Origin of the sequence: Paraburkholderia susongensis, assembly GCF_900177725.1 — a bacterium.
GTDB lineage: Bacteria > Pseudomonadota > Gammaproteobacteria > Burkholderiales > Burkholderiaceae > Paraburkholderia > Paraburkholderia susongensis.
This window is the reverse complement of record NZ_FXAT01000012.1, coordinates 133569-152499: the sequence shown is the minus strand read 5'-3', so window position 1 is coordinate 152499 and position 18931 is coordinate 133569. Positions and strand designations below refer to the sequence as shown.

Here is an 18931-nt window from a genome sequence, read left to right as displayed (position 1 = left end):
AGTCATGCGGCAGTGGCGCCGGTTCGACATCTGGCAGCAGCGAGTGGAGGAGACACCATCTTGCGCGTGCTCAAACATCTCTACGTGCAGGTCCTGATCGGACTTGCGGCAGGCATTCTCGTTGGTCATTTCGCACCCGCGTTCGGCGTGCAGATGAAACCGCTCGGCGACACCTTCATCCGCCTCATCAAGATGCTGATCACGCTCGTGATCTTCTGCACGGTTTCCGTGGGCATCGCGCGCATGGAGAGCCTCAAGCAGGTGGGCCGCGTCGGCTTCAAGACATTGCTGTACTTCGAGGTCGTGACGAGCATCGCGCTCGTGCTCGGTCTCGTGGTCGCGAACGTGCTGCGTCCCGGCGCGGGACTGAACATCGACCCCGCGTCGCTCGACACGCACGCCGTCACGCATTACGTCGCGGACGCGCATGCGGCGTCGTCGAGCTTCATCGACATGATCGTGCCGAACTCGGTGGTCGGCGCGTTCGCGCGCGGCGACCTGTTGCAGGTGCTGCTGTTCTCGGTGCTGTTCGGCATCGCGCTGTCGATCATGTCGCAGCGCAGCCGGCTGCTGATGCGCGGTATCGAGCAGTTCGGCGACACGCTGATGCGCATCGTCGAAATGATCATGCGGCTCGCGCCGCTCGGCGCTTTCGGTGCGATCGCGTTTACGGTCGGCAAATACGGCATCGGCACGTTGCAGCAACTCGGCTTGCTGATCCTGTGCTTCTACATCACGAGCATCCTGTTCATTGCGATCGTGCTCGGCGCGGCAGCGCGCTGGGCGGGCGTGGGACTGTGGCCGCTGCTCAGGTACTTCCGCGAGGAACTGCTGATCGTGCTCGGCACATCCACCACCGAGTCGGTGCTGCCGCGCCTGATGGAGAAACTCGAACGCATGGGCTGCCCGCGCGCGATTGTCGGGCTCGTGCTGCCCACCGGCTATTCGTTCAATCTCGACGGCGCCGCGATCTATCTGACGATGACTTCGCTCTTCATCGCGCAGGCCACCAACACGCACCTGACGCTGATGCAGCAACTCGGCCTACTGGCGATCCTGATGCTGACGTCCAAGGGCGGAGCGGGCGTGGCGGGCGCCGCGCTGGTTGCGTTGACCGCGACGCTGTCGACGCACAACATCATTCCGGTGGCTGGTATCACGCTGATTCTCGGCGTCGATCGCGTGCTCAACGAAATCCGCGCGCTGACCAACATGATCGGCAACGTGGTCGCGACACTGGTGGTCGCGCGCTGGGAAGGCGCATTCGACGCACGCGCGGCGCGCGAGTTTCTCGCCGCGCCGCGCGAGGTGCAGGCTCAGGCCCAGGCGCCAGCGCAGCCGGCGCAGCCGGCGCAGGCCGGTCAGTCTGCCGCGCTTGAAGCTTCGCGCGCTCGATGACACAGTGCTACGTCGATCAACACCAAACCAGAGGAACGCCTGATGGCCCGACTGTTTCCCGACGCGCTCACGACTCTCGCCGTCGCCGCGCTGCGCCGCGCGGGCGCGTTGCCCGGAACCGCCGAATCGACCGCTCGCGCGCTCGTTTATGCCGACGTGCGCGGCCTGTCTTCGCACGGCGTCTCGCGTCTGCCGATGTACTGCGCGCAGTTGCGCAACGGCCGGGTCGATCCCGCCGCGCGGCCGGTCATCGTCGCGGATCGCGGCGCGACAGTCCTGATCGACGGGGCGGACGGCCTCGCCTACCCGGCCTGCGATCTCGCGATCGCGACCTTGACGCAACGCGCGCGGCAATTCGGCAGCGCGGTCGCGGGCATCAGGCGCAGTCACCATTTCGGCGTGGGCGCCGCGCATCTGGCTGCGCTCGGCGCGGCGGGCATGGTCGGGCTTGCGTTCAGTAATTCGCCGGCCGCGATGCCCGCGTGGGGCGGCCGCCGTGCGCTGTTCGGCACCAATCCGATCGCGGCGGTGTTTCCGCGCCGCAACGGCGATCCGCTCGTGATCGATCTCGCGCTGTCGCAGATCGCGCGCGGCAAGATCGCCATCGCCGCGCGCGACGGCGCACCGATTCCCGAAGGCTGGGCCACGACGCGCGACGGTTTGCCGACCACCGATGCGCGCGCCGCGCTCGACGGCATGATGCTGCCGTTCGGCGGCGCGAAAGGCGCGATGCTGGCGCTCGTCGTCGAGCTGTTGGCGGCCGCGCTGACGGGCGCGAACTTCGGCTACGAAGCGGGTTCGTTCCTGACCGAGGAGGGCGAGCGCTCGCGCATCGGCCATCTGTTCTGGGCGATCGATCCGGGCGCGCTGGCGGGCGACGACGCCTATCTCTCGCGCGTCGAAGCGTTGATCGAGATGATGCTGCTGGACGACGATGTGCGTCTGCCCGGTTACCGAAGGGAGCGTCTTGCCGCAACGGCGAGCGACGAGGGCGTGGAGATTCCCGATGCGCTGGTCGCGCAACTGGAAGGGCCTAGTTGAGCTGGCATGAAGGAAATGTGGGCGGGCGGAGCGGAATGGGACGGAACGAACACCGCCGGACACGCGCGCAAAAAAGTGCCCGGCTGAAAGCCAAACGGAAACTATCGGCGTGTCGGATAGTTTTCGTCGAAAATCGCGATTTCCCTTGTGACGCCGACGCGAATACGATGGTCGATACCAGCGCTTCGGCCCACCAGGAACCGCGACGGAGATAGCCCATGGAGCATCACGCCCGAACGCAGAACGAACGGCTCGACATCAAGACCACCACCTGCTACATGTGCGCGTGCCGCTGCGGCATTCGCGTGCATCTGCGCGATGGCGAAGTGCGTTACATCGACGGCAATCCCGAGCATCCGCTCAACCAGGGCGTGATCTGCGCGAAGGGCGCCTCGGGCATCATGAAGCAGTACTCGCCCGCGCGCCTCACCCAGCCGTTGATGCGCAAGGCAGGCGCGGAGCGCGGCAGCGCGCAGTTCGAGCCGGTCTCGTGGGACGTCGCATTCGACGTGCTCGAAAAGCGCCTCGCCACGATTCGCGCGACCGATCCGAAGAAGTTCGCCTTATTCACGGGCCGCGATCAGATGCAGGCGCTGACGGGACTCTTCGCGAAGCAGTTCGGCACGCCTAACTATGCGGCGCACGGCGGCTTCTGCTCGGCGAACATGGCGGCCGGCATGATCTATACAATAGGCGGCTCGTTCTGGGAATTCGGCGGCCCCGATCTCGACAGCGCGAAGCTCTTCTTCATGATCGGCACGGCGGAAGATCATCATTCGAATCCGCTCAAGATCGCGATCTCGAAGTTCAAGCGCGCGGGCGGCCGCTTCATCGCGATCAATCCGATTCGCACCGGCTATGCGGCGATTGCCGACGAATGGGTGCCCATTAAACCCGGCACCGACGGCGCGCTCTTCATGGCGTTCCTGCACGAACTGATTGCCGCCGACGCGTGGGATCACGAGTTCGTGCGCCGCTACACGAATGCCGCGGAGCTGATCGATCTCGACGAAGGCGGCGAGAACTTCGGCCTCTTCGTGCGCGATCCGCAGCGGCCCTTGGGCAATCCGCTGTTTCCGCAGAACCATCTCTGGTGGGACCCGCAGACTTCGCGCGCGGTGCCGCATCACACGCCCGGCGTGACGCCCGCGCTCGACGGCCGCTATACGCTCGATGACGGCAAGCCGGTTACGCCGTCCTTTGCATTGCTGCGCGAGCGTGTCGCCGCTTGCACGCCTGAATGGGCTGCGGAAATCACGGGCATCGCGGCGGACACGATTCGCCGTCTCGCCGCAGAAATGATCGAGACGAGCCGCCAGCACCGCATCACGCTGCCGATCCGCTGGACCGATGCCTGGGGCGAAACGCACGAAACGGTCAGCGGCAACCCGGTCGCCTTTCATGCGATGCGCGGGCTCGCCGCGCATTCGAACGGCTTCCAATCGATTCGCGCGCTCGCCGTGCTGATGTCGCTGCTCGGCACGATCGACCGGCCCGGCGGCTTTCGCCACAAGTCGCCGTTTCCGCGCGCGGTGCCGCCATCGGCGAAACCGCCGAACAGTCCCGACGCCGTCAAGCCGAACACACCGCTCGCGACAGGGCCGCTCGGCTGGCCCGCCGCGCCCGAGGATCTGTTCATCGACGAACACGGCGGCCCGGTGCGCATCGACAAGGCGTTCTCGTGGGAATATCCGCTCGCCGTGCACGGCGTCATGCATAGCGTGATTACCAATGCGTGGCGCGGCGACCCGTATCCGATCGACACGCTGATGATTTTCATGGCGAACATGGCGTGGAATTCGTCGATGAATACGATAAAGGTCCGCGAGATGCTCGCCGACAAGCACGCGAACGGCGAGTACAAGATTCCGTTTCTCGTGGTGTGCGACGCGTTCCAGTCGGAGATGACCGCGTTCGCCGATCTGATCCTGCCGGACACGACCTATCTCGAACGCCACGACGCGATGTCGATGCTCGACCGCCCGATCTCCGAGTTCGACGGTCCGGTCGATTCGGTGCGGGTGCCGGTTGTGCCGCCAACCGGCGAATGCAAGCCGTTTCAGGAAGTGCTGATCGAACTCGCGTCGCGCCTGAAGTTTCCCGCGTTCACGACGGCGGACGGCGCGCGGCGCTTTCGCGACTATCCCGACTTCATCATCAATCACACGACTACCCCTGATTCCGGCGTCGGCTTTCTGATCGGCTGGCGCGGCAAGGAGGGCGACAAGGCGCTCGTGGGCGAGCCGAATCCGCACCAATGGGAGCAGTACGCGAAGAACAACTGCGTGTTCCATTACCGCCTGCCCGAGACCTTGCAGTACATGCGCAATTGCAATGGGCCGTATCTCGACTGGGCGGTCAAGAACGGTTTCCGCAAATTCAGCGAGCCGATTCTGATTCAGCTTTACTCGGACGTGATGCAGAAATTCAGGCTCGCCGCACAGGGACGCACGAGCGGCAGGCAACCGCCCGAGCATCTGCGCGCGCGCCTCGAAACCTATTTCGATCCGCTGCCGTTCTGGTATGCGCCGCTCGAAAGCACGGCCACGGATCTCGATCGTTTTCCTCTGGCCGCGGTGACGCAGCGGCCGATGGCGATGTATCACTCGTGGGATTCGCAGAACGCGTGGCTGCGGCAGATTCATGGGGAGAACTATCTTTATGTGAATCCGCAAATGGCGTTAGCGAATGGCATTGCCGACGGCGGCTGGATTTACGTCGAATCGCAATGGGGCCGCGTGCGCTGCATGGCGCGTTTCAGCGAGACCGTCGAGCCGGGCACCGTATGGACGTGGAATGCGATCGGCAAGGCGGCGGGCGCATGGAATCTCGGTCCCGGTGCGAACGAATCGCAGCGCGGCTTTCTGCTCAATCACCTGATTACCGACGAGCTGCCCGGCCATGACGCAGCGGCTGCGCGTCTGTCGAACTCCGATCCGGTGACGGGCCAGGCCGCGTGGTACGACGTGCGTGTGCGCATCTATCCGGCCGAAGCCGACGCGCGCCACACACTGCCGCAGTTCGATGCGATGCCCGCGTTGCCGGGTGCAGTGGGAACGGGCGGTGTCGTGTCGCGCATCGTGCAGACCTATTTCGCGGGACGCGGTGAATTCGCGGCGCGTTTGCGCGGCGCAGCCCGGCGCAAATGACGTCAATGATGGCAAGGAGTGTCCAATGACCCAGATGGCGTTGGTGATCGACCTGAACGTGTGCGTGGGTTGCCAGGCGTGCGTGACGAGTTGCAAGGAGTGGAACACGTCGGGTGAGTCGGGCAGTCTCGCCGACTTCAATCCGTACGATGCGGACCCGTCCGGCACGTTCTTCAACCGCGTGCAGAGCTTCGAGGCCGGCAGCTTCCCCGACACGGAGATGATCCATTTTCCGAAGTCGTGTCTGCATTGCGAAGACCCGCCGTGTGTGCCCGTGTGTCCGACCGGCGCGAGCTACAAGCGCAAGGAGGATGGTCTCGTACTCGTCGATTTCGACCGCTGCATCGGCTGCAAGTATTGCGCGTGGGCGTGTCCATACGGCGCGCGCGAACTCGACGAAGGGCGCAAGGAGATGACCAAGTGCACGCTGTGCGTCGATCGCATCCACGATGAGAATCTGTCCGAGCGCGATCGCCAGCCCGCGTGCGTGCTCGCGTGCCCGACTTCCGCGCGGCTCTTCGGCGATATTCACGATCCGGATTCGGTGGTCTCGCAAGCGATCAGGGAGCGCGGCGGTTATCAGTTGATGCCCGAGTGGAACACGCGTCCCGCGAATCATTATTTGCCGCGCGTGCCGACCGCGGCCGCCGGTTGCGGCAGCGACGCATGTTCGTGCAAATCGGCCGGTTCGGCGACGGATTCGACTGACGCGCCTGCATCGCCCGATACACAACTCGAAGCGCAGCTCGAACGCGGCGAACTGCATCTTGCGTCGATGGCGACGCGCGTCTGAAACCTGCATCTGAAACCCGCATCTGAAACCCTTATCTGAACTTCACCCGAACGAAGCGGAGCCTCACGATGAATCCGGCATTTTCCGTAGTGTTCCTGACGACTTTGAGCGGCGCGGCGCAGGGCTTGCTGATTGCGCTCGTCGGTGTGGAAAGCGCCGAGCGGCTTGGGTTGCTCGCGCAACCCGCCGTGGCCGCTTCGTTCTACATGACCGGCGCGGCGCTGGCCGTGCTGCTGGGCGGCCTCGGGCTGATCGCGTCGTTCTTCCATCTCGGTCATCCCGAACGCGCATGGCGTGCGATTGCGATGTGGCGGACCTCGTGGCTGTCGCGCGAATGTCTGTGCCTGCCCGCGTTTCTCGGCTGCGCGTTTCTGTATGGCGTCGCGCACTGGCTCGGCTCGCCGTGGTCGCTCGCGCTAGGCTGGCTCGGCGTGCTCGCGAGCGCGGCGCTGTTCGTCTGCACCGCGATGATCTATGCGTGCCTGCGCTTTCTGCAGGAATGGGCGACGCCGCTCACGCTCGTCAATTTCGTGCTGCTCGGCTGCGCGTCGGGCTTCACGCTTGCGACGGCGCTAAGCGCATGGTTCGCGCCCGCGCTGACCATCGGGCTCGCAATCTGCGCGTGCCTGTTGACGCTCGCCGGTTGCGCGAGCCGCTCGGCGTCGCTCGTGCGCAATGCGCGCTTGCGGCCGAAGTCGACTGTGCAGAGCGCAACCGGCATCCGTAATCCGAAGCTCGTGCAGGTGGCGCGCGGCTTCACCGCGGGCGCGTTCAATCTGCGCGAGTTCTTCCACGGCAAATCGGCAGGGACGTTGCGCGGTATCAAATGGGGTTTTCTCGCGGCAGCGTTCGTCGCCCCTGTTCTGTTGATCGTGCTCGCCGCCGGACTGCATTCGATTGGCGCGTCGTTCGGGCTGCTGGCCGCCGCGTGTCTCGTGCAGTACGCGGGGCTCGTGGCTGAGCGCTGGTTCTTCTTCGCCGAGGCGAAGCATCCGCAGAATCTTTATTACGCGAAGGTGGGGTGAGGCGGGGCGCTGTGAGCAGTTCTGATGGGCCACGAGGCGATGCTAAGATAGGCGCTATGCTTATCATGAGTCACGCGCGGGTACGTCAATGACAAATCGGGAGAAATATCTCGCGCTGCTGCAAGCGGTCGACGCCGGGAAGGCGCAACTCGATGCGGCGCGTCCATTACCGCCGCACACGCTTGCGTCGCTGCGCGAAAAACTCTTGCTGGAGTGGACCTATCACTCGAATGCGATCGAGGGCAATACCCTCACGCTGCGCGAAACCAAAGTCGTTCTGGAAGGCATTACGGTGGGCGGAAAGTCGCTACGCGAGCACTTCGAGGCGACGAATCACCGCGATGCGATCCTGTATGTCGAAGAAATAGTCGCGAAGAACGAAACGCTGTCGGAATGGCAGATCCGCAATATCCACGCACTGGTGCTGAAGGCAATCGACGACAAGGAAGCAGGCCGCTATCGCCAGGAGAACGTAGTGATCGCGGGCGCCAGCACGACGCCACCCGATTTCCTGCACGTGCCGGAGGAAATGAAGCGGCTGGTCGAGTGGTGCGAAGGGGCGGGGACATTGCATCCAGTGGAGCGGGCCGCGGAACTGCACACGCGGTTCGTCAAGATTCATCCGTTCGTGGACGGCAATGGCCGGACCGGGCGGCTGCTTCTGAACTTCGAACTGATGAAGGCCGGATACCCGCCGGCGATCATCCAGAAAGAGGATCGGCTCGCCTACTACGACGCATTGGACGAAGCCTGCGCGAGCAGTAACTATGATGCTATCTTCACGCTGGTCGCCGGCTCGGTGTTGCGTTCGCTGACGACCTACCTCGATGTGCTCGGACTGCGAGGCGAACCTCGTCAGGATGATCGATCATCGGTTCGGGGTTCGGCGCCGTAACGCGGGAAAGAACCTCCCCCCTCATCACCCGCACGCCCCCACCTCCCCACACGCCGTACAAAAGTCGCACCCATCCTTGCGAATCACCGCATTCGCGCCGCACGAGCCGCATTTGCGTCCGAGCATCGTATGCAGTCCTTGCGCGCCGCCGGGTTGCAGCAACGTGTCGGTGGCGTCGTCGGGGTTCGGGCGGATGCCGAAATCGGCCGATAACGCCGTGTCCACTTTCATCTGCCCGCGCGGCAAGCGCGCGAGCATCCGCGATGCGACCTGATTGCCCTCGGCGTCGAGAAAGCCGCGCCGATACAGAATCTGCTGGATCGCGAACGCGAGCGCGGCCACTTCCGAATCGTGCCAGCGCGGCGCGCGATGACCGTCGAGCCGCTGCACTTCACCAAACCGCACCTGGCCGCGATCCCACGAAACCTTGCGCATGTCCTGCAGATTGCGCGCGACGAAGCCGCCGCGCGCGGCCAGCGAGAGCGAGCGCATCGTCGCCGTGATCCACTGCTGCGACTCGTCGCGTTGACCGGTCGGGATGAAGAATTCGATCGGCCGCTCGATCGTCACGTCCTCGCCGCCAAGGCGCCCCGTCACCTCGATGAACGACACCGCGACGTACAGCGACTTCTTGCCCGCCTGCGTCAGATACTCGACCTTTTCGATGATCGCCGGCAATTCGCCCTTGGGCCGGTGATCGATCGCGATACGCAGCGGGTCGAGGTCAAGGTCGGCGAGCGTGTCGTCGGTTGCCGGCGGGGCGACGCTCAGCACCGCGCCGAGTGTGTCGTTCGGGCGATAGGTCGCGAGTCCCTTGAGGCCGCCTTTCCAGGCATCGAAATAGAGGCTTTCGAACGCGTCGAACGGATAGTCGGCGGGCACGTTGACGGTCTTCGAGATCGACGTGTCGACGTACGGCTGCACGGCCGCCATCATGTCGAGATGATCGCGCGCCGACATCTGCAGCGCGCTGACGAAATAGTCGGGCAACCGGTTCACGTCGCCGCCGAGTTCGCGGTAGAGCCGGTACGCGTAGTCTTCGACGTCGAACGATTCGCGCCCGCCGTCGGCCATCACCTTCATGCGCTTGTAGGTCCACGAAAAGGCTGGCTCGATGCCGTTCGATGCGTTGTCCGCGAACGCGAGGCTCACGGTGCCGGTCGGCGCGATCGACAGCAGATGGCTGTTGCGGATGCCGTCGCGGCGGATCGCCTGCTGGATGTCGTCGGGCAGGCGCGACGCGAAGGTGCCCGCTTCGAGATAGCGTGCGGCGTCGAATAACGGAAACGCGCCGCGCTCCTTCGCGAGTTCCACCGACGCGCGATACGCCTCGTCGCGCATGAGCCGCGCGATGCGCGCCGAGAAATCGCGGCCTTCCTGCGAGTTGTAGCGCAGGCCGAGCATCACGAGCGTGTCGCCGAGACCGGTGAAGCCGACGCCGATGCGCCGCTTCGCTCGCGATTCATCGTATTGCTGCGGCAGCGGCCAGAGCGTGACGTCGAGCACGTTGTCGAGAAAGCGCACCTGCGTGCGCGTGCGTTGCGCGAGGCCGTCCCAGTCGAACGACGGCTCGCGGCCGTGCAACTGCGCAAACGGATCGACGACGAAGCGCGTCAGATTGAGCGGGCCGAGATTGCAGCAGCCGTACGCGGGCAGCGGCTGCTCGCCGCACGGGTTGGTCGCGCGGATCGTTTCGATCGCGCGCAGATTGTTGTCCTCGTTCATGTGCGAGATGAACACGATGCCGGGCTCGGCGACGTCGTAGGTCGAGCGCATGATGCGCTCCCAGATCGCGCGCGCCGGGTGCTCGCTGTAGACCCACATGCCGTCCTCGCGCTGCCGCACGTCGCCGGCCGCGCGCATGGCCGGCGACGGCTCGGCGCGGTGGACCAGTTGCCAGGTTTCGTCGTCCTCGACCGCGCGCATGAATTCGTCGGTGACGCCGACCGACACGTTGAAGTTGTTCCAGCGGCCCTTCGAATGCTTGGCCTCGATGAATTCGAGCAGGTCGGGGTGGTCGCAGTCGAGCACGGCCATCTGCGCGCCGCGCCGCGAGCCCGCGCTTTCGACGGTGCGGCACGAGGCGTCGAACACGTCCATGTAGCTGCACGGTCCCGATGCCGACGAACTGGTCGTGTGCACGCGCGCGCCTTTGGGCCGGATCGCGGAGAAGTTGTAGCCGACGCCGCCGCCACGGCGCATCGTTTCGGCCGCCTGCAACAGGGCCACGTAGATGCCGGGCAGGCCCTGTTCGTCGACGCCCTGAATCGAGTCGCCCACCGGCTGCACGAAGCAGTTGATCAGCGTCGCGGCGATGCCGCTGCCCGCCGCGCTCATGATGCGGCCCGCGCCGAGCGCGCCGTGGCGCAGGTTGTCGACGAACAGCGCCTCGACCGAGGCGCGCAACTCCGGCGGCTCGGCCTCGGCGACACCGCGCGCGACGCGGCGCAAGACATCGTCGGCCGATTGCTCGTCGCCTTTCGCGTATTTCTCGAGCAGCACGTCGAGCGAGAACTGCTGCGGCGCGATGAGCGCGATCGGCGCAGCCGGCGGCGTGGAAGGAGCGGGTGGGGTGGATGGTGCGGAAGCTGCTGAAGTTGCTGAAGCCGCGCGGGTTTGCGGCGTATCTTCTGCCATGATCTGCCCTCAAACGGCGTCGCGGCGGGCGCGGCGCGGTGGGTGGAAGGTGCGCGAGGAGCACGCCGGGCCGTAAACCGGCGTCAACGCGGGCGCAATCAGTCCACCTTAGCGCACGAGGCGCCCAGCCGCAATCGGAGGGTGGCGGTGGCCCGCGGCACGGCGCATCCTCCGATGCTGCGGCTTGCAGGCACAAGCGGGCGCTATGGGCGCGCGGGCAAGGGGGGAGTCGAGGCGGGTTGAAACAGAGTCAAGGCAGAGTCACAAGACGGCGTCAAGACAGCCAAAGCGGCGCGACCCGACGCCGCCGCGCCGGATGCTACGAAATCGGATGCGGCGGGATCACGGACAGAATCGCAGGTGGATTCACAGGAAAAATCACAGGAAGAATCAAAAACGGCGGCATCACAAACCGCACGAGCACCGGAACCACCGGCAGAGGCAACGCAAATCGCCAAAACCGGTCAAGCCACAACCAGCCGCGCGGCAGCGGGCTTTCGCTCCAGCCATCAAGCCTCGACCAGCGGTTCGAGAACTTCAGCGCAGATCATCGCGGACCCATTCGACGGCGTTGGCCGCTCGGCGGGCTTGTACACCGCGTCGCCGCGGCGGATCTTGCGACGCGACACCGCGCAGGTCCCGGAGGTATGCGCCGAGCGCCGCCGCCAGCGCTGCTCGCCATAGTGGCAGCGTCCAGGCTCAACCCAGCGGATCACCAGCGTCGTGTCGGAGCGCTCGAGAATCTCGATGCGTACGCCATTCGCACCGTCAAGAAGGATGGACTCTATGGTCATCATCATCGGCTCCGTATTATGAAGAGCCGAATTTAGTCCCGCGCGCGCCGGAGAGCCATTGTGCCACCGTTGAAACACTGTTCTCTAAACAGAAATAATCGCTCGCCACTCGTGCGATTGACTGAAATGACAGATGTTGCGCGCTTTTTTATGTGATTTTTTAATAGTGCGGATTTTTGCAACGCTGTGTTGCCTGAAGCGCGACGAGGACGCCACCTGCAAGGGGAAGCGGCGCTTCCTTTAAGATGTGACTGTCGTTCGGTGACCGGAGCCGCCAGTGTAGCTGGTTTGAAATTTTCAGGCCGGCTCGCGCGCACATCCTCAAAGAGATAAGAGTTCACATGATTTCACGCCCACCCGCCGGACCTCCCGCCTCTCCTGAATCGTCGTCCGCCGTCCCGGAGTGCCTGAAAAAGCAGAAGGCCGCCTCGCTCGCGCTCTATATCGGGCTGGTGCTGCTCGCGTTGTGGGTGGTGCGCGATTTCATCGTAGTGGTCGCGTGGGCGGGCGTCGTCGCGATCGCGCTGTGGCCGCTGCTGCACAAGATTGCGGGCAGCCGCTGGTTCAAGGGCCGCACGACGCTGCTCGCCGCCGTGTTGACGCTCGTGATTGCGCTGCTCGTGGTACTGCCGGTCGGGCTTGGCATCGCGCAGGCGCTGCACGAGGCGCTCGAGCTCAGGGACTGGTTCAGGGGCGTGCAGGAAACCGGCATTGCGATGCCGGGCTTCATCGAGCGTCTGCCGTTCGGAGTGCAGCAGATCAGCGCGTGGTGGCAGGCCAATCTCGCGCAGCCGCTGCGCGACTCCGCCGCGATGAAGGGGCTGCACAGCAACACGGTGATGACGCTCGGCCGTCATTTCGGTGCGCGTGCCGCGCATGCCGCGATGGTGTTCGCGTTCATGCTGGTCACACTGTTCGTGATTTTTCAGGCGGGGCCGCGTTTATCCGGCTCGCTGATGAAGGCCGCGCGGCGCGGTTTCGGCGATAGCGGCGCGGACCTCGTTCAGCACATGGCGACCGCGGTGCGCGGCACGGTAGCGGGGCTGGTCGTGGTCGGCCTCGGCGAGGGCGCGCTGCTCGGCATCGCCTATTTCGCGACCGGCGTGCCGCATGCGGCGCTGCTTGGCTTTGTCACGGCGATCGCCGCGATGCTGCCGTTCTGCGCGCCGATCACGTTTGGTCTGGCCGCGTTGTGGCTGCTCGCGCAAGGTTCGGTTGCCGCCGCGATCGGACTCGCCGTGTTCGGCTCGGTCGTCGTGTTCGTCGCCGAGCACTTCGTGCGGCCGGTGCTGATCGGCAACTCGACGCGCCTGCCGTTTCTGCTCGTGCTGTTCGGCATACTCGGCGGCGCGGAGACGTTCGGACTACTCGGTATTTTCATCGGCCCCGCGCTGATGACCGTACTGATGGTGCTGTGGACCGATCTCATGCAGTAGCGCGCGAGGACACGCGCCCCGGCAGACGCCCGGCGCATCGCCCATGCCGCTTCACGGCGGCGCGGGGTTAATGCTTTCCAGCGGCCAGGGGGCAACGATCAAGGGGCAAGGGTCAAGGGTCAAGTCAAGGCCGGTGATCCGACGGATGCTCCAGCGCCGGCGGCCTCACGCAGCCTAGCGTGTACTTCAGGGCGGCGGGCAGCAGCGTGCTCCACACATCCCACGTATGGCCGCCGTCGATGATGCGCAGCGCCGCCGGATTGCCCGCGAGCCGCAGGTGCGTGTACAGCAGCGACGCATCGGCCTGGATCGTGAGGTCGTCGTCGCCGGATGCGATGAAGATCGGCAGGCGGTACGGCTGGCTCATGTAGCGGTCCCATTGGGCCGGATAATTGAGTTCGTGCCAGACACGCGGATCGAACTGCCGCTCGCCGAAGACGCCGACGCGGCGCGCCGCCGACGCGCGCGGCGGCTCGCTCGCATAGATCGCGGGGCTCAGCAGCAGCGCGCCGCAGAACAGTTCCGGTTGCGTCAGCGCATAACGCAGCGCGCCGAAGCCACCCATCGACACGCCGCCGATCATCCGGCCGCCGCGTTGCGTCGCGACCGCATAGTGCGTTTCGATTTCGGGCAGCAGATCGTCGAAGAACGCCGTCTCCATTTTTTCCTTGCGATCGACGTACCAGTCCGTGCCGCCTTGCGGCATCACGATCACGACGGGCGGGATTTCCTTGCGCTCGATCAGCGCGTCCACCGTGTTTTGCAGATGGCCTTGCGTGAGCCAGTCGTTGGCGTCGCCGTTATTGCCGTGCAGGAGGTAGAGCACCGGCAGGCGCGGGCCGTCCGCGCGATAGGCGCCCGGCAGATAGATCGTGTAGTGCCAGTCGCGGCCGAGCGCTTCCGCATGGAAGCTGCGGCTCGCGACTGTGCTCGCGAACGCGGGCGCACCGCTGACGACGCAAAGCAGAACGAGGGCGAAGCGAAAGAGTCGACGCATGTCAGTGTGGAGGGCCGGCGCGCGGTTCGCGCGCGGCCGTCATGCTATCAGCATTTGCGTCGGATTTGAGTTGGATGCGGGGCGTGGCGATCGCCGCCGGCAGCGTATGAAGTGTCCGGGTTGCGGGCAGCGCCAGGAGCGCTCAGGACGAGGTGCCGAGCCGCCCGGCGACAAACCGGCCGACAAAGCGCTTGAGCGGTTCCACGCCGAGCGCGACCGCGAACAGCGCGCCGACCGCCGCCGCATCCGCAAGCAGCCCGAGCGGATAGTTCAGATAGCCGTCGGTGGCCGCGTACAGCACCGAATCGATCACGAGCGAGATCACCGCGCCGGCGACAAAGCACAGCAACCCCTGACGTCCGATCAAGCCGATCCACGGCAGCCGGCGCGCGAGCTTTTTCGCCCAGCCGAGCTGGATCAGATTCGCCACGAGCCACGCGATCGCGAGGAAGTTACCCGCGCGCAGATACGACAGGTTCTGCTTGAGGCTTCCGGCGAGCGGCGCATGCGCGAGAAAGAGCTGGTAGTACGCGGCGAGCGCGACCACCGCGAATGCGAACACGCTGACGAGCCAGCCGAGCCGATGCGTGCTGACGCGCTGATAGACCGGCTGGCAGCGTGCGAGCACGCCGAGCACGAACAGCAACTGCCACGCGAACGGGTTGAAGTCCCAGTGCATGTCGCGCGCGGCGGGCAGATAGGTGCCGATGACCGGGGCGCCCGCCCACAGCGCGATGCTGCCGGCGAGCAGCAGCCACGGCTTGCTGCGCGCGAGCGGCAGGATGGCCGGCACGAACAGCGCGAAGAACGCGTACATCGGCAGCACGGAGGCCAGATACGGCTGACGGCGCAGCAGCACGATGTCGCGCAGCGCGGCGAGCGGCGCGTCGATGAGGTCGTCGAGGTCGGTCGTGGCGAGATTCGGCCCGTCGATGCTGAACGCGCTCAGCACGGCGCTGACGAGCAGCATGAGCCCGGCGGTGACGAGAAACGCGCGATAGATCTCGAGCGAGCGCCGCAGAAAGCGGCTGCGCGCGATCGTTTCGTTGCGCCGCTCGGCGAGCGCGGCGTAGGCCGTGGCGGTCGCGAAGCCGCCGAGGAACACGAAGACTTCGGCGGCATCGCACAACGCGTACGCGTGCAGCGTGACGCGCGACAGAATGCTGCCGCCAATGTGATCGACGACGATGACTAGCAGAACGAGTCCGCGGAAAAAGTCGAGTTCGATCAGACGGGACGAGGATTGTTGCATTGTTTGCGTCAAAAGCAGCCTTGTGCGACGGCGCGCTGATGTAGCGCGGCGGGCGTTTCACAAGGCTTTTTAATATGGAATTGGGCGCCAGGCCGGACATACGATCTTCACGCACCCGCCATGCGCCCTGCATAGCCGCGCTCGACCGGCTATGCAATACGCGGTGTTAGCGAGACGTAAACATGACCCCCGGCACGGCGCGGAGTTCCGTTGCGTTGCAGCAAGGGCGGTCGATTATATTTCTTTTTGTGACAAATCCGCTCGGAAGGGGCGCAAGCCGGCGCAGTCGCACACCTTGCCGAATGCGAATCCTGCAACGATGCGCGGCCACGGCAGCCGGCCGTTTACCCGAACCCGGCTTACGAAAAAAGGGGCTGCCGCACGCAGTGGAGAATTAGCAACATTCTCGAAGATCGGCGCATCCACTCATGGACGGCCAGCCGCCGCCGTGTGACGATTTCTGAAAAGTGCAGGGCGGCGCAACGCAAGCGGAGCAGCCGGCAGAACTGCCTGAAAGGCCCGGGAGCAGGCCCAAGCCCAAGCCCAGCAACCAGCATCAAGAAGAAAGCATCGGGAAGCACAAGAACAAGGCGGCCGGATCGAGTTGTCCGATTACTCGAGGTGCAGGGAGATCATCATGAACAAGCAAGTGTTCTCGCTCGCTGTCTCCGTTGCTGCGTCTGCCGTTTCCATCGCGCCCGCCTGCGCGCAAACCAGCGTCACGCTGTATGGCGTGATCGACGAAGGTATCAACTACACGAACAATGTCGGCCGCGGCCACGTTTATGAGCTGGCGAGCGGTCTTGCGCAAGGCAGCCGCTGGGGCCTCAAAGGCGCCGAGGACCTGGGCGGCGGTCTCAAGGCGATCTTCCAGCTTGAAAATGGTTTCGACCTGAATTCCGGGCGGCTCGGGCAGGGCGGCCGCATGTTCGGCCGCCAGGCGTTCGTCGGTTTGAGTTCGCAACCGTACGGCACGTTGACGTTCGGCCGCCAGTACGATTCGGTCGTCGACTATCTGGCGCAGACCACGGCCAACGGCAGCTGGGGCGGCGAGCTGTTCTCGCACCCGTACGACAACGACAACACCGACAACACGTTTCGCCTCGACAACACGGTCAAGTACACGAGTCCGTCGATTTCCGGCTTCCAGTTCGGCGGCACCTACAGCTTCAGCAACGACACCGGCTTCGCGAACAATCGCGCGTACAGTTTCGGCGGGCAGTACGCGTACGGCGGTTTGCTGGTCGCGGCGGCCTACCTGCAGGCTGATAATCCCGGTAATGGCTCGAACGGCGCGATCACCGCGAACGACGCCGGTTTCGTCGCGACGCGCATGCGCGTGTTCGGCGGCGGCCTCACCTATACGTTCGGCCCGGCGACGGCCGGCTTCGTCTACAGCAACTCGAACTATCTCGATCCGACCGGCAACGGTTATCTCGGCATTACGCCACTCGTGCCGCTCGTCCCCGTCACGCCGCCGGGTGTGCTGCTGAACTCGCTCAAGTATCAGAACTTCGAGGTGAACGGCAAATACCAGATTTCGCCGATGCTGTTCGTCGGCGCGCAGTACGTGTACACGATGGAAACCTACGACGCGTCGAACGGCGGCGTGAAGCCGCGCATCCACACGTTCGGCCTGATGGTGGACTACAACCTGTCCAAGCGCACCGACGTCTACCTGCAGGGCGAGTATCAGCAGGTCACGGGGGACTCCACGCTGTCCATCCTCGACTACGCGTTTATTCCCGGCACGCAGTCGCCGTCGTCGACGTCCCGGCAGGTCGTGGTGCGCGCGGCGATCCGGCATAAGTTCTAGCCCGCGGCGCGCAACGCAAATACGTCTCCGAAGCTGGTGCGCGCCAGCTTGCGTGGCAACACCCATCCCGCCAGATTTGCCGCCGCGCTTCGCGGCAATTCAAGTCCCGGCCGTGTCTGCCGATAAGGCAAATGTTAAATGAAGGCGAATCGTGCGCCGGAAGGCGACTCTTGCGCTTCCGTCCGCGCCGGATGCAGGCGCCGCCGTGCGGGGAAGACCCCCCGTGGAAATACGGCTGGTAACGGTTGTATCAGAGTGTGTGAGGCGGGGCGTTTTGATTAAAAGGCATTTTACAATTCCGCGAGAATTTTTGATCGGCAATCTGGCCCCAATCTGATCTTTTTCACTGAAGTTGCGTGGTTTTAATGTTCGGGACACCCGGCATGACCCGCATGCACGGGATGGGAGCAGACGAGCCGGGCGCCGGGTCAGCGCCATACGAGGCGGCCTCGCGGTGCCGCTGACGATGCGCAGCCATGAGAGCACGCGCGTCGCATGCGGCATGGCGGCATCCGGCCCGTCCATGAATCAAGCAGGAGTCGAACAGAATGAGAAAACGTTCCGACAGAACGATGTTGGCCTGTCTCGCCGGCGTGTGCGTTGCGCTGGCGGTCAGCGGTTGCGCGAACGTTGGGCAGCAAAACCCGCAGAACGGTGTGGCCCCGGACCCAATGGCCGCTTCCGGCGTGCCGGCGACAAGCGCGACAGCAGCGGGCGGCTCTGCCAATGCCGCGGCGTCCACACCGCCCACATCGCCCACGGTCGATGCCGACCAGAACGCACCTCTGCAAAAGTCACCGCCGCTCGTTTATCGCGTCAAGCGCGGCGACACGCTCACGGGCATTGCGCAGAACTACCATCTGAGCGTCAAGCAGTTGCAGGCGTGGAATGGGTTGAAGCCGTCGTCGTATCTGAAGCCGGGGCAGGTGTTGCATGTCTCGTCGCCGGACACGGTGCAGGCAGCGAAGCAGGATAATGCGGCGGCGACGAAGTCCGCGGCGGGTGCCGCGCCGGCGCCGTCGCAAAATTCGACGCAGGCACAGGCATCGGCACAGGCATCGGCACCAGCGCAGGCGCAATCATCGGCGCAGTCCGCAACGCCAGCTCCCGACGCCGCCGCGATTCGCGAAGTCACGCAGGAAACCCGCCGGCACGCGAACAGCGTGAAGCTCGCATGGCCCGCCTCGGGCAGCGTGGTCGAAGCGTTCCAGCCGGGCGAAACGCGTGGTATCGAAATCGGCGGCAAGTCGGGTGATCCGGTGCGGGCCGCCGCCGACGGCAAGGTGATGTACGCGGGCACCGGACTGAACGGCTATGGCAGCCTGATCATCGTTCAGCACAACAAGGATTTTCTGACCGCTTATTCGCATAACCGCAAGCTGCTGGTCAAGATGGGCGACGTGGTTCGCAAGGGGCAGCAGATCGCGGAAATGGGCGACGAGAGCAATTCGCGCGTTTCCCTGGGCTTCGAGGTGCGCCGCGACGGCAAGCCGGTCGACCCGCTGCCGTATCTTCCGCAGGGGCGCGGCTAAGCTCGGGCGCTCTCCGCGCCGATCGTCTGGGCGCCGCGGCGGCAATCGCTCGCGGCGCATTTTCGTGCATCGCTTCGTGCCTCGCAATGATTGGCGTTCACGTATCGCAGCGAAAATCCGCTTGCATCGGCAAGCCTGCGAAGCGGGTGCGACGCGCGTCAAGCCG

General features: G+C 64.9%; 13 protein-coding genes. 9 read left to right on the top strand and 4 right to left on the bottom strand.

Annotated elements, in window-relative coordinates; all coding sequences use genetic code 11:
• The first annotated feature begins 60 nt into the window (after positions 1-60).
• The 6 genes from dctA (at position 61) to B9Z01_RS27595 (ending at position 8301) form a co-directional block, all read left to right on the top strand.
• Positions 61-1398: a C4-dicarboxylate transporter DctA gene (gene dctA, locus B9Z01_RS27620; protein ID WP_085488733.1), complete on the top strand. Its 1338-nt coding sequence runs from the start codon at positions 61-63 to the stop codon at positions 1396-1398.
• 42 nt (positions 1399-1440) lie between these two features.
• Positions 1441-2439, top strand: a complete 999-nt coding sequence (locus B9Z01_RS27615) for an Ldh family oxidoreductase (protein ID WP_085488732.1) — start codon at positions 1441-1443, stop codon at positions 2437-2439.
• A gap of 218 nt (positions 2440-2657) precedes the next feature.
• Entirely contained in the window at positions 2658-5588 is a 2931-nt protein-coding gene (locus tag B9Z01_RS27610; protein ID WP_085488731.1) for a molybdopterin-dependent oxidoreductase, read from the top strand.
• Between the two features lie 25 nt (positions 5589-5613).
• Complete coding sequence (locus tag B9Z01_RS27605; RefSeq protein ID WP_085488730.1) at positions 5614-6381, top strand: 4Fe-4S dicluster domain-containing protein; 768 nt, start codon at positions 5614-5616, stop codon at positions 6379-6381.
• 68 nt (positions 6382-6449) lie between these two features.
• A complete protein-coding gene (locus B9Z01_RS27600) occupies positions 6450-7406 on the top strand; it encodes a dimethyl sulfoxide reductase anchor subunit family protein (protein ID WP_085488729.1) in 957 nt (318 codons plus the stop codon).
• 88 nt (positions 7407-7494) lie between these two features.
• Positions 7495-8301, top strand: coding sequence for a Fic family protein (locus tag B9Z01_RS27595; RefSeq protein WP_085488728.1), 807 nt, complete (start codon positions 7495-7497; stop codon positions 8299-8301).
• A gap of 24 nt (positions 8302-8325) precedes the next feature.
• Here the strand turns inward: B9Z01_RS27595 and B9Z01_RS27590 are convergent, their stop codons facing one another.
• Together B9Z01_RS27590 and B9Z01_RS27585 are read right to left on the bottom strand one after the other, a co-directional pair.
• A complete protein-coding gene (locus B9Z01_RS27590; RefSeq protein WP_085488727.1) occupies positions 8326-10938 on the bottom strand; it encodes an adenosylcobalamin-dependent ribonucleoside-diphosphate reductase in 2613 nt (870 codons plus the stop codon).
• A gap of 509 nt (positions 10939-11447) precedes the next feature.
• Positions 11448-11732: a DUF3331 domain-containing protein gene (locus B9Z01_RS27585; protein ID WP_085488787.1), complete on the bottom strand. Its 285-nt coding sequence runs from the start codon at positions 11730-11732 to the stop codon at positions 11448-11450.
• A 341-nt stretch (positions 11733-12073) separates the two neighbouring features.
• On the opposite strand from B9Z01_RS27585, the gene B9Z01_RS27580 reads away from it, so the two are divergent.
• Positions 12074-13168 carry an AI-2E family transporter gene (locus B9Z01_RS27580; RefSeq protein WP_085488726.1) on the top strand — a complete coding sequence of 365 codons (1095 nt, stop codon included), beginning with the start codon at positions 12074-12076 and terminating at the stop codon, positions 13166-13168.
• Positions 13169-13292: 124 nt separating this feature from the next.
• On the opposite strand, the gene B9Z01_RS27575 is transcribed toward B9Z01_RS27580, so the two are convergent.
• Both B9Z01_RS27575 and B9Z01_RS27570 read right to left on the bottom strand, forming a co-directional pair.
• Positions 13293-14165, bottom strand: a complete 873-nt coding sequence (locus B9Z01_RS27575; RefSeq protein ID WP_085488725.1) for an alpha/beta hydrolase — start codon at positions 14163-14165, stop codon at positions 13293-13295.
• A 142-nt stretch (positions 14166-14307) separates the two neighbouring features.
• Positions 14308-15417, bottom strand: coding sequence for an OpgC domain-containing protein (locus B9Z01_RS27570; protein WP_085488724.1), 1110 nt, complete (start codon positions 15415-15417; stop codon positions 14308-14310).
• 637 nt (positions 15418-16054) lie between these two features.
• Between B9Z01_RS27570 and B9Z01_RS27565 the strand changes: the two genes are divergently transcribed.
• Both B9Z01_RS27565 and B9Z01_RS27560 read left to right on the top strand, forming a co-directional pair.
• Positions 16055-17233, top strand: a complete 1179-nt coding sequence (locus B9Z01_RS27565) for a porin (protein WP_085488723.1) — start codon at positions 16055-16057, stop codon at positions 17231-17233.
• A gap of 548 nt (positions 17234-17781) precedes the next feature.
• Positions 17782-18765 carry a M23 family metallopeptidase gene (locus B9Z01_RS27560; protein ID WP_085488722.1) on the top strand — a complete coding sequence of 328 codons (984 nt, stop codon included), beginning with the start codon at positions 17782-17784 and terminating at the stop codon, positions 18763-18765.
• The last annotated feature ends 166 nt before the right edge of the window (positions 18766-18931 follow it).

Bases quoted from the DNA above. Each gene is read 5' to 3' on its own strand.
- B9Z01_RS27615 (WP_085488732.1), top strand. From the start codon at position 1,441: ATGGCCCGACTGTTTCCCGACGCGCTCACGACTCTCGCCGTCGCCGCG.
- B9Z01_RS27610 (WP_085488731.1), top strand. From the start codon at position 2,658: ATGGAGCATCACGCCCGAACGCAGAACGAACGGCTCGACATCAAGACC.
- B9Z01_RS27605 (WP_085488730.1), top strand. From the start codon at position 5,614: ATGACCCAGATGGCGTTGGTGATCGACCTGAACGTGTGCGTGGGTTGC.
- B9Z01_RS27600 (WP_085488729.1), top strand. From the start codon at position 6,450: ATGAATCCGGCATTTTCCGTAGTGTTCCTGACGACTTTGAGCGGCGCG.
- B9Z01_RS27595 (WP_085488728.1), top strand. From the start codon at position 7,495: ATGACAAATCGGGAGAAATATCTCGCGCTGCTGCAAGCGGTCGACGCC.
- B9Z01_RS27590 (WP_085488727.1), bottom strand. From the start codon at position 10,938: ATGGCAGAAGATACGCCGCAAACCCGCGCGGCTTCAGCAACTTCAGCA.
- B9Z01_RS27585 (WP_085488787.1), bottom strand. From the start codon at position 11,732: ATGACCATAGAGTCCATCCTTCTTGACGGTGCGAATGGCGTACGCATC.
- B9Z01_RS27580 (WP_085488726.1), top strand. From the start codon at position 12,074: ATGATTTCACGCCCACCCGCCGGACCTCCCGCCTCTCCTGAATCGTCG.
- B9Z01_RS27575 (WP_085488725.1), bottom strand. From the start codon at position 14,165: ATGCGTCGACTCTTTCGCTTCGCCCTCGTTCTGCTTTGCGTCGTCAGC.
- B9Z01_RS27570 (WP_085488724.1), bottom strand. From the start codon at position 15,417: ATGCAACAATCCTCGTCCCGTCTGATCGAACTCGACTTTTTCCGCGGA.
- B9Z01_RS27565 (WP_085488723.1), top strand. From the start codon at position 16,055: ATGAACAAGCAAGTGTTCTCGCTCGCTGTCTCCGTTGCTGCGTCTGCC.
- B9Z01_RS27560 (WP_085488722.1), top strand. From the start codon at position 17,782: ATGAGAAAACGTTCCGACAGAACGATGTTGGCCTGTCTCGCCGGCGTG.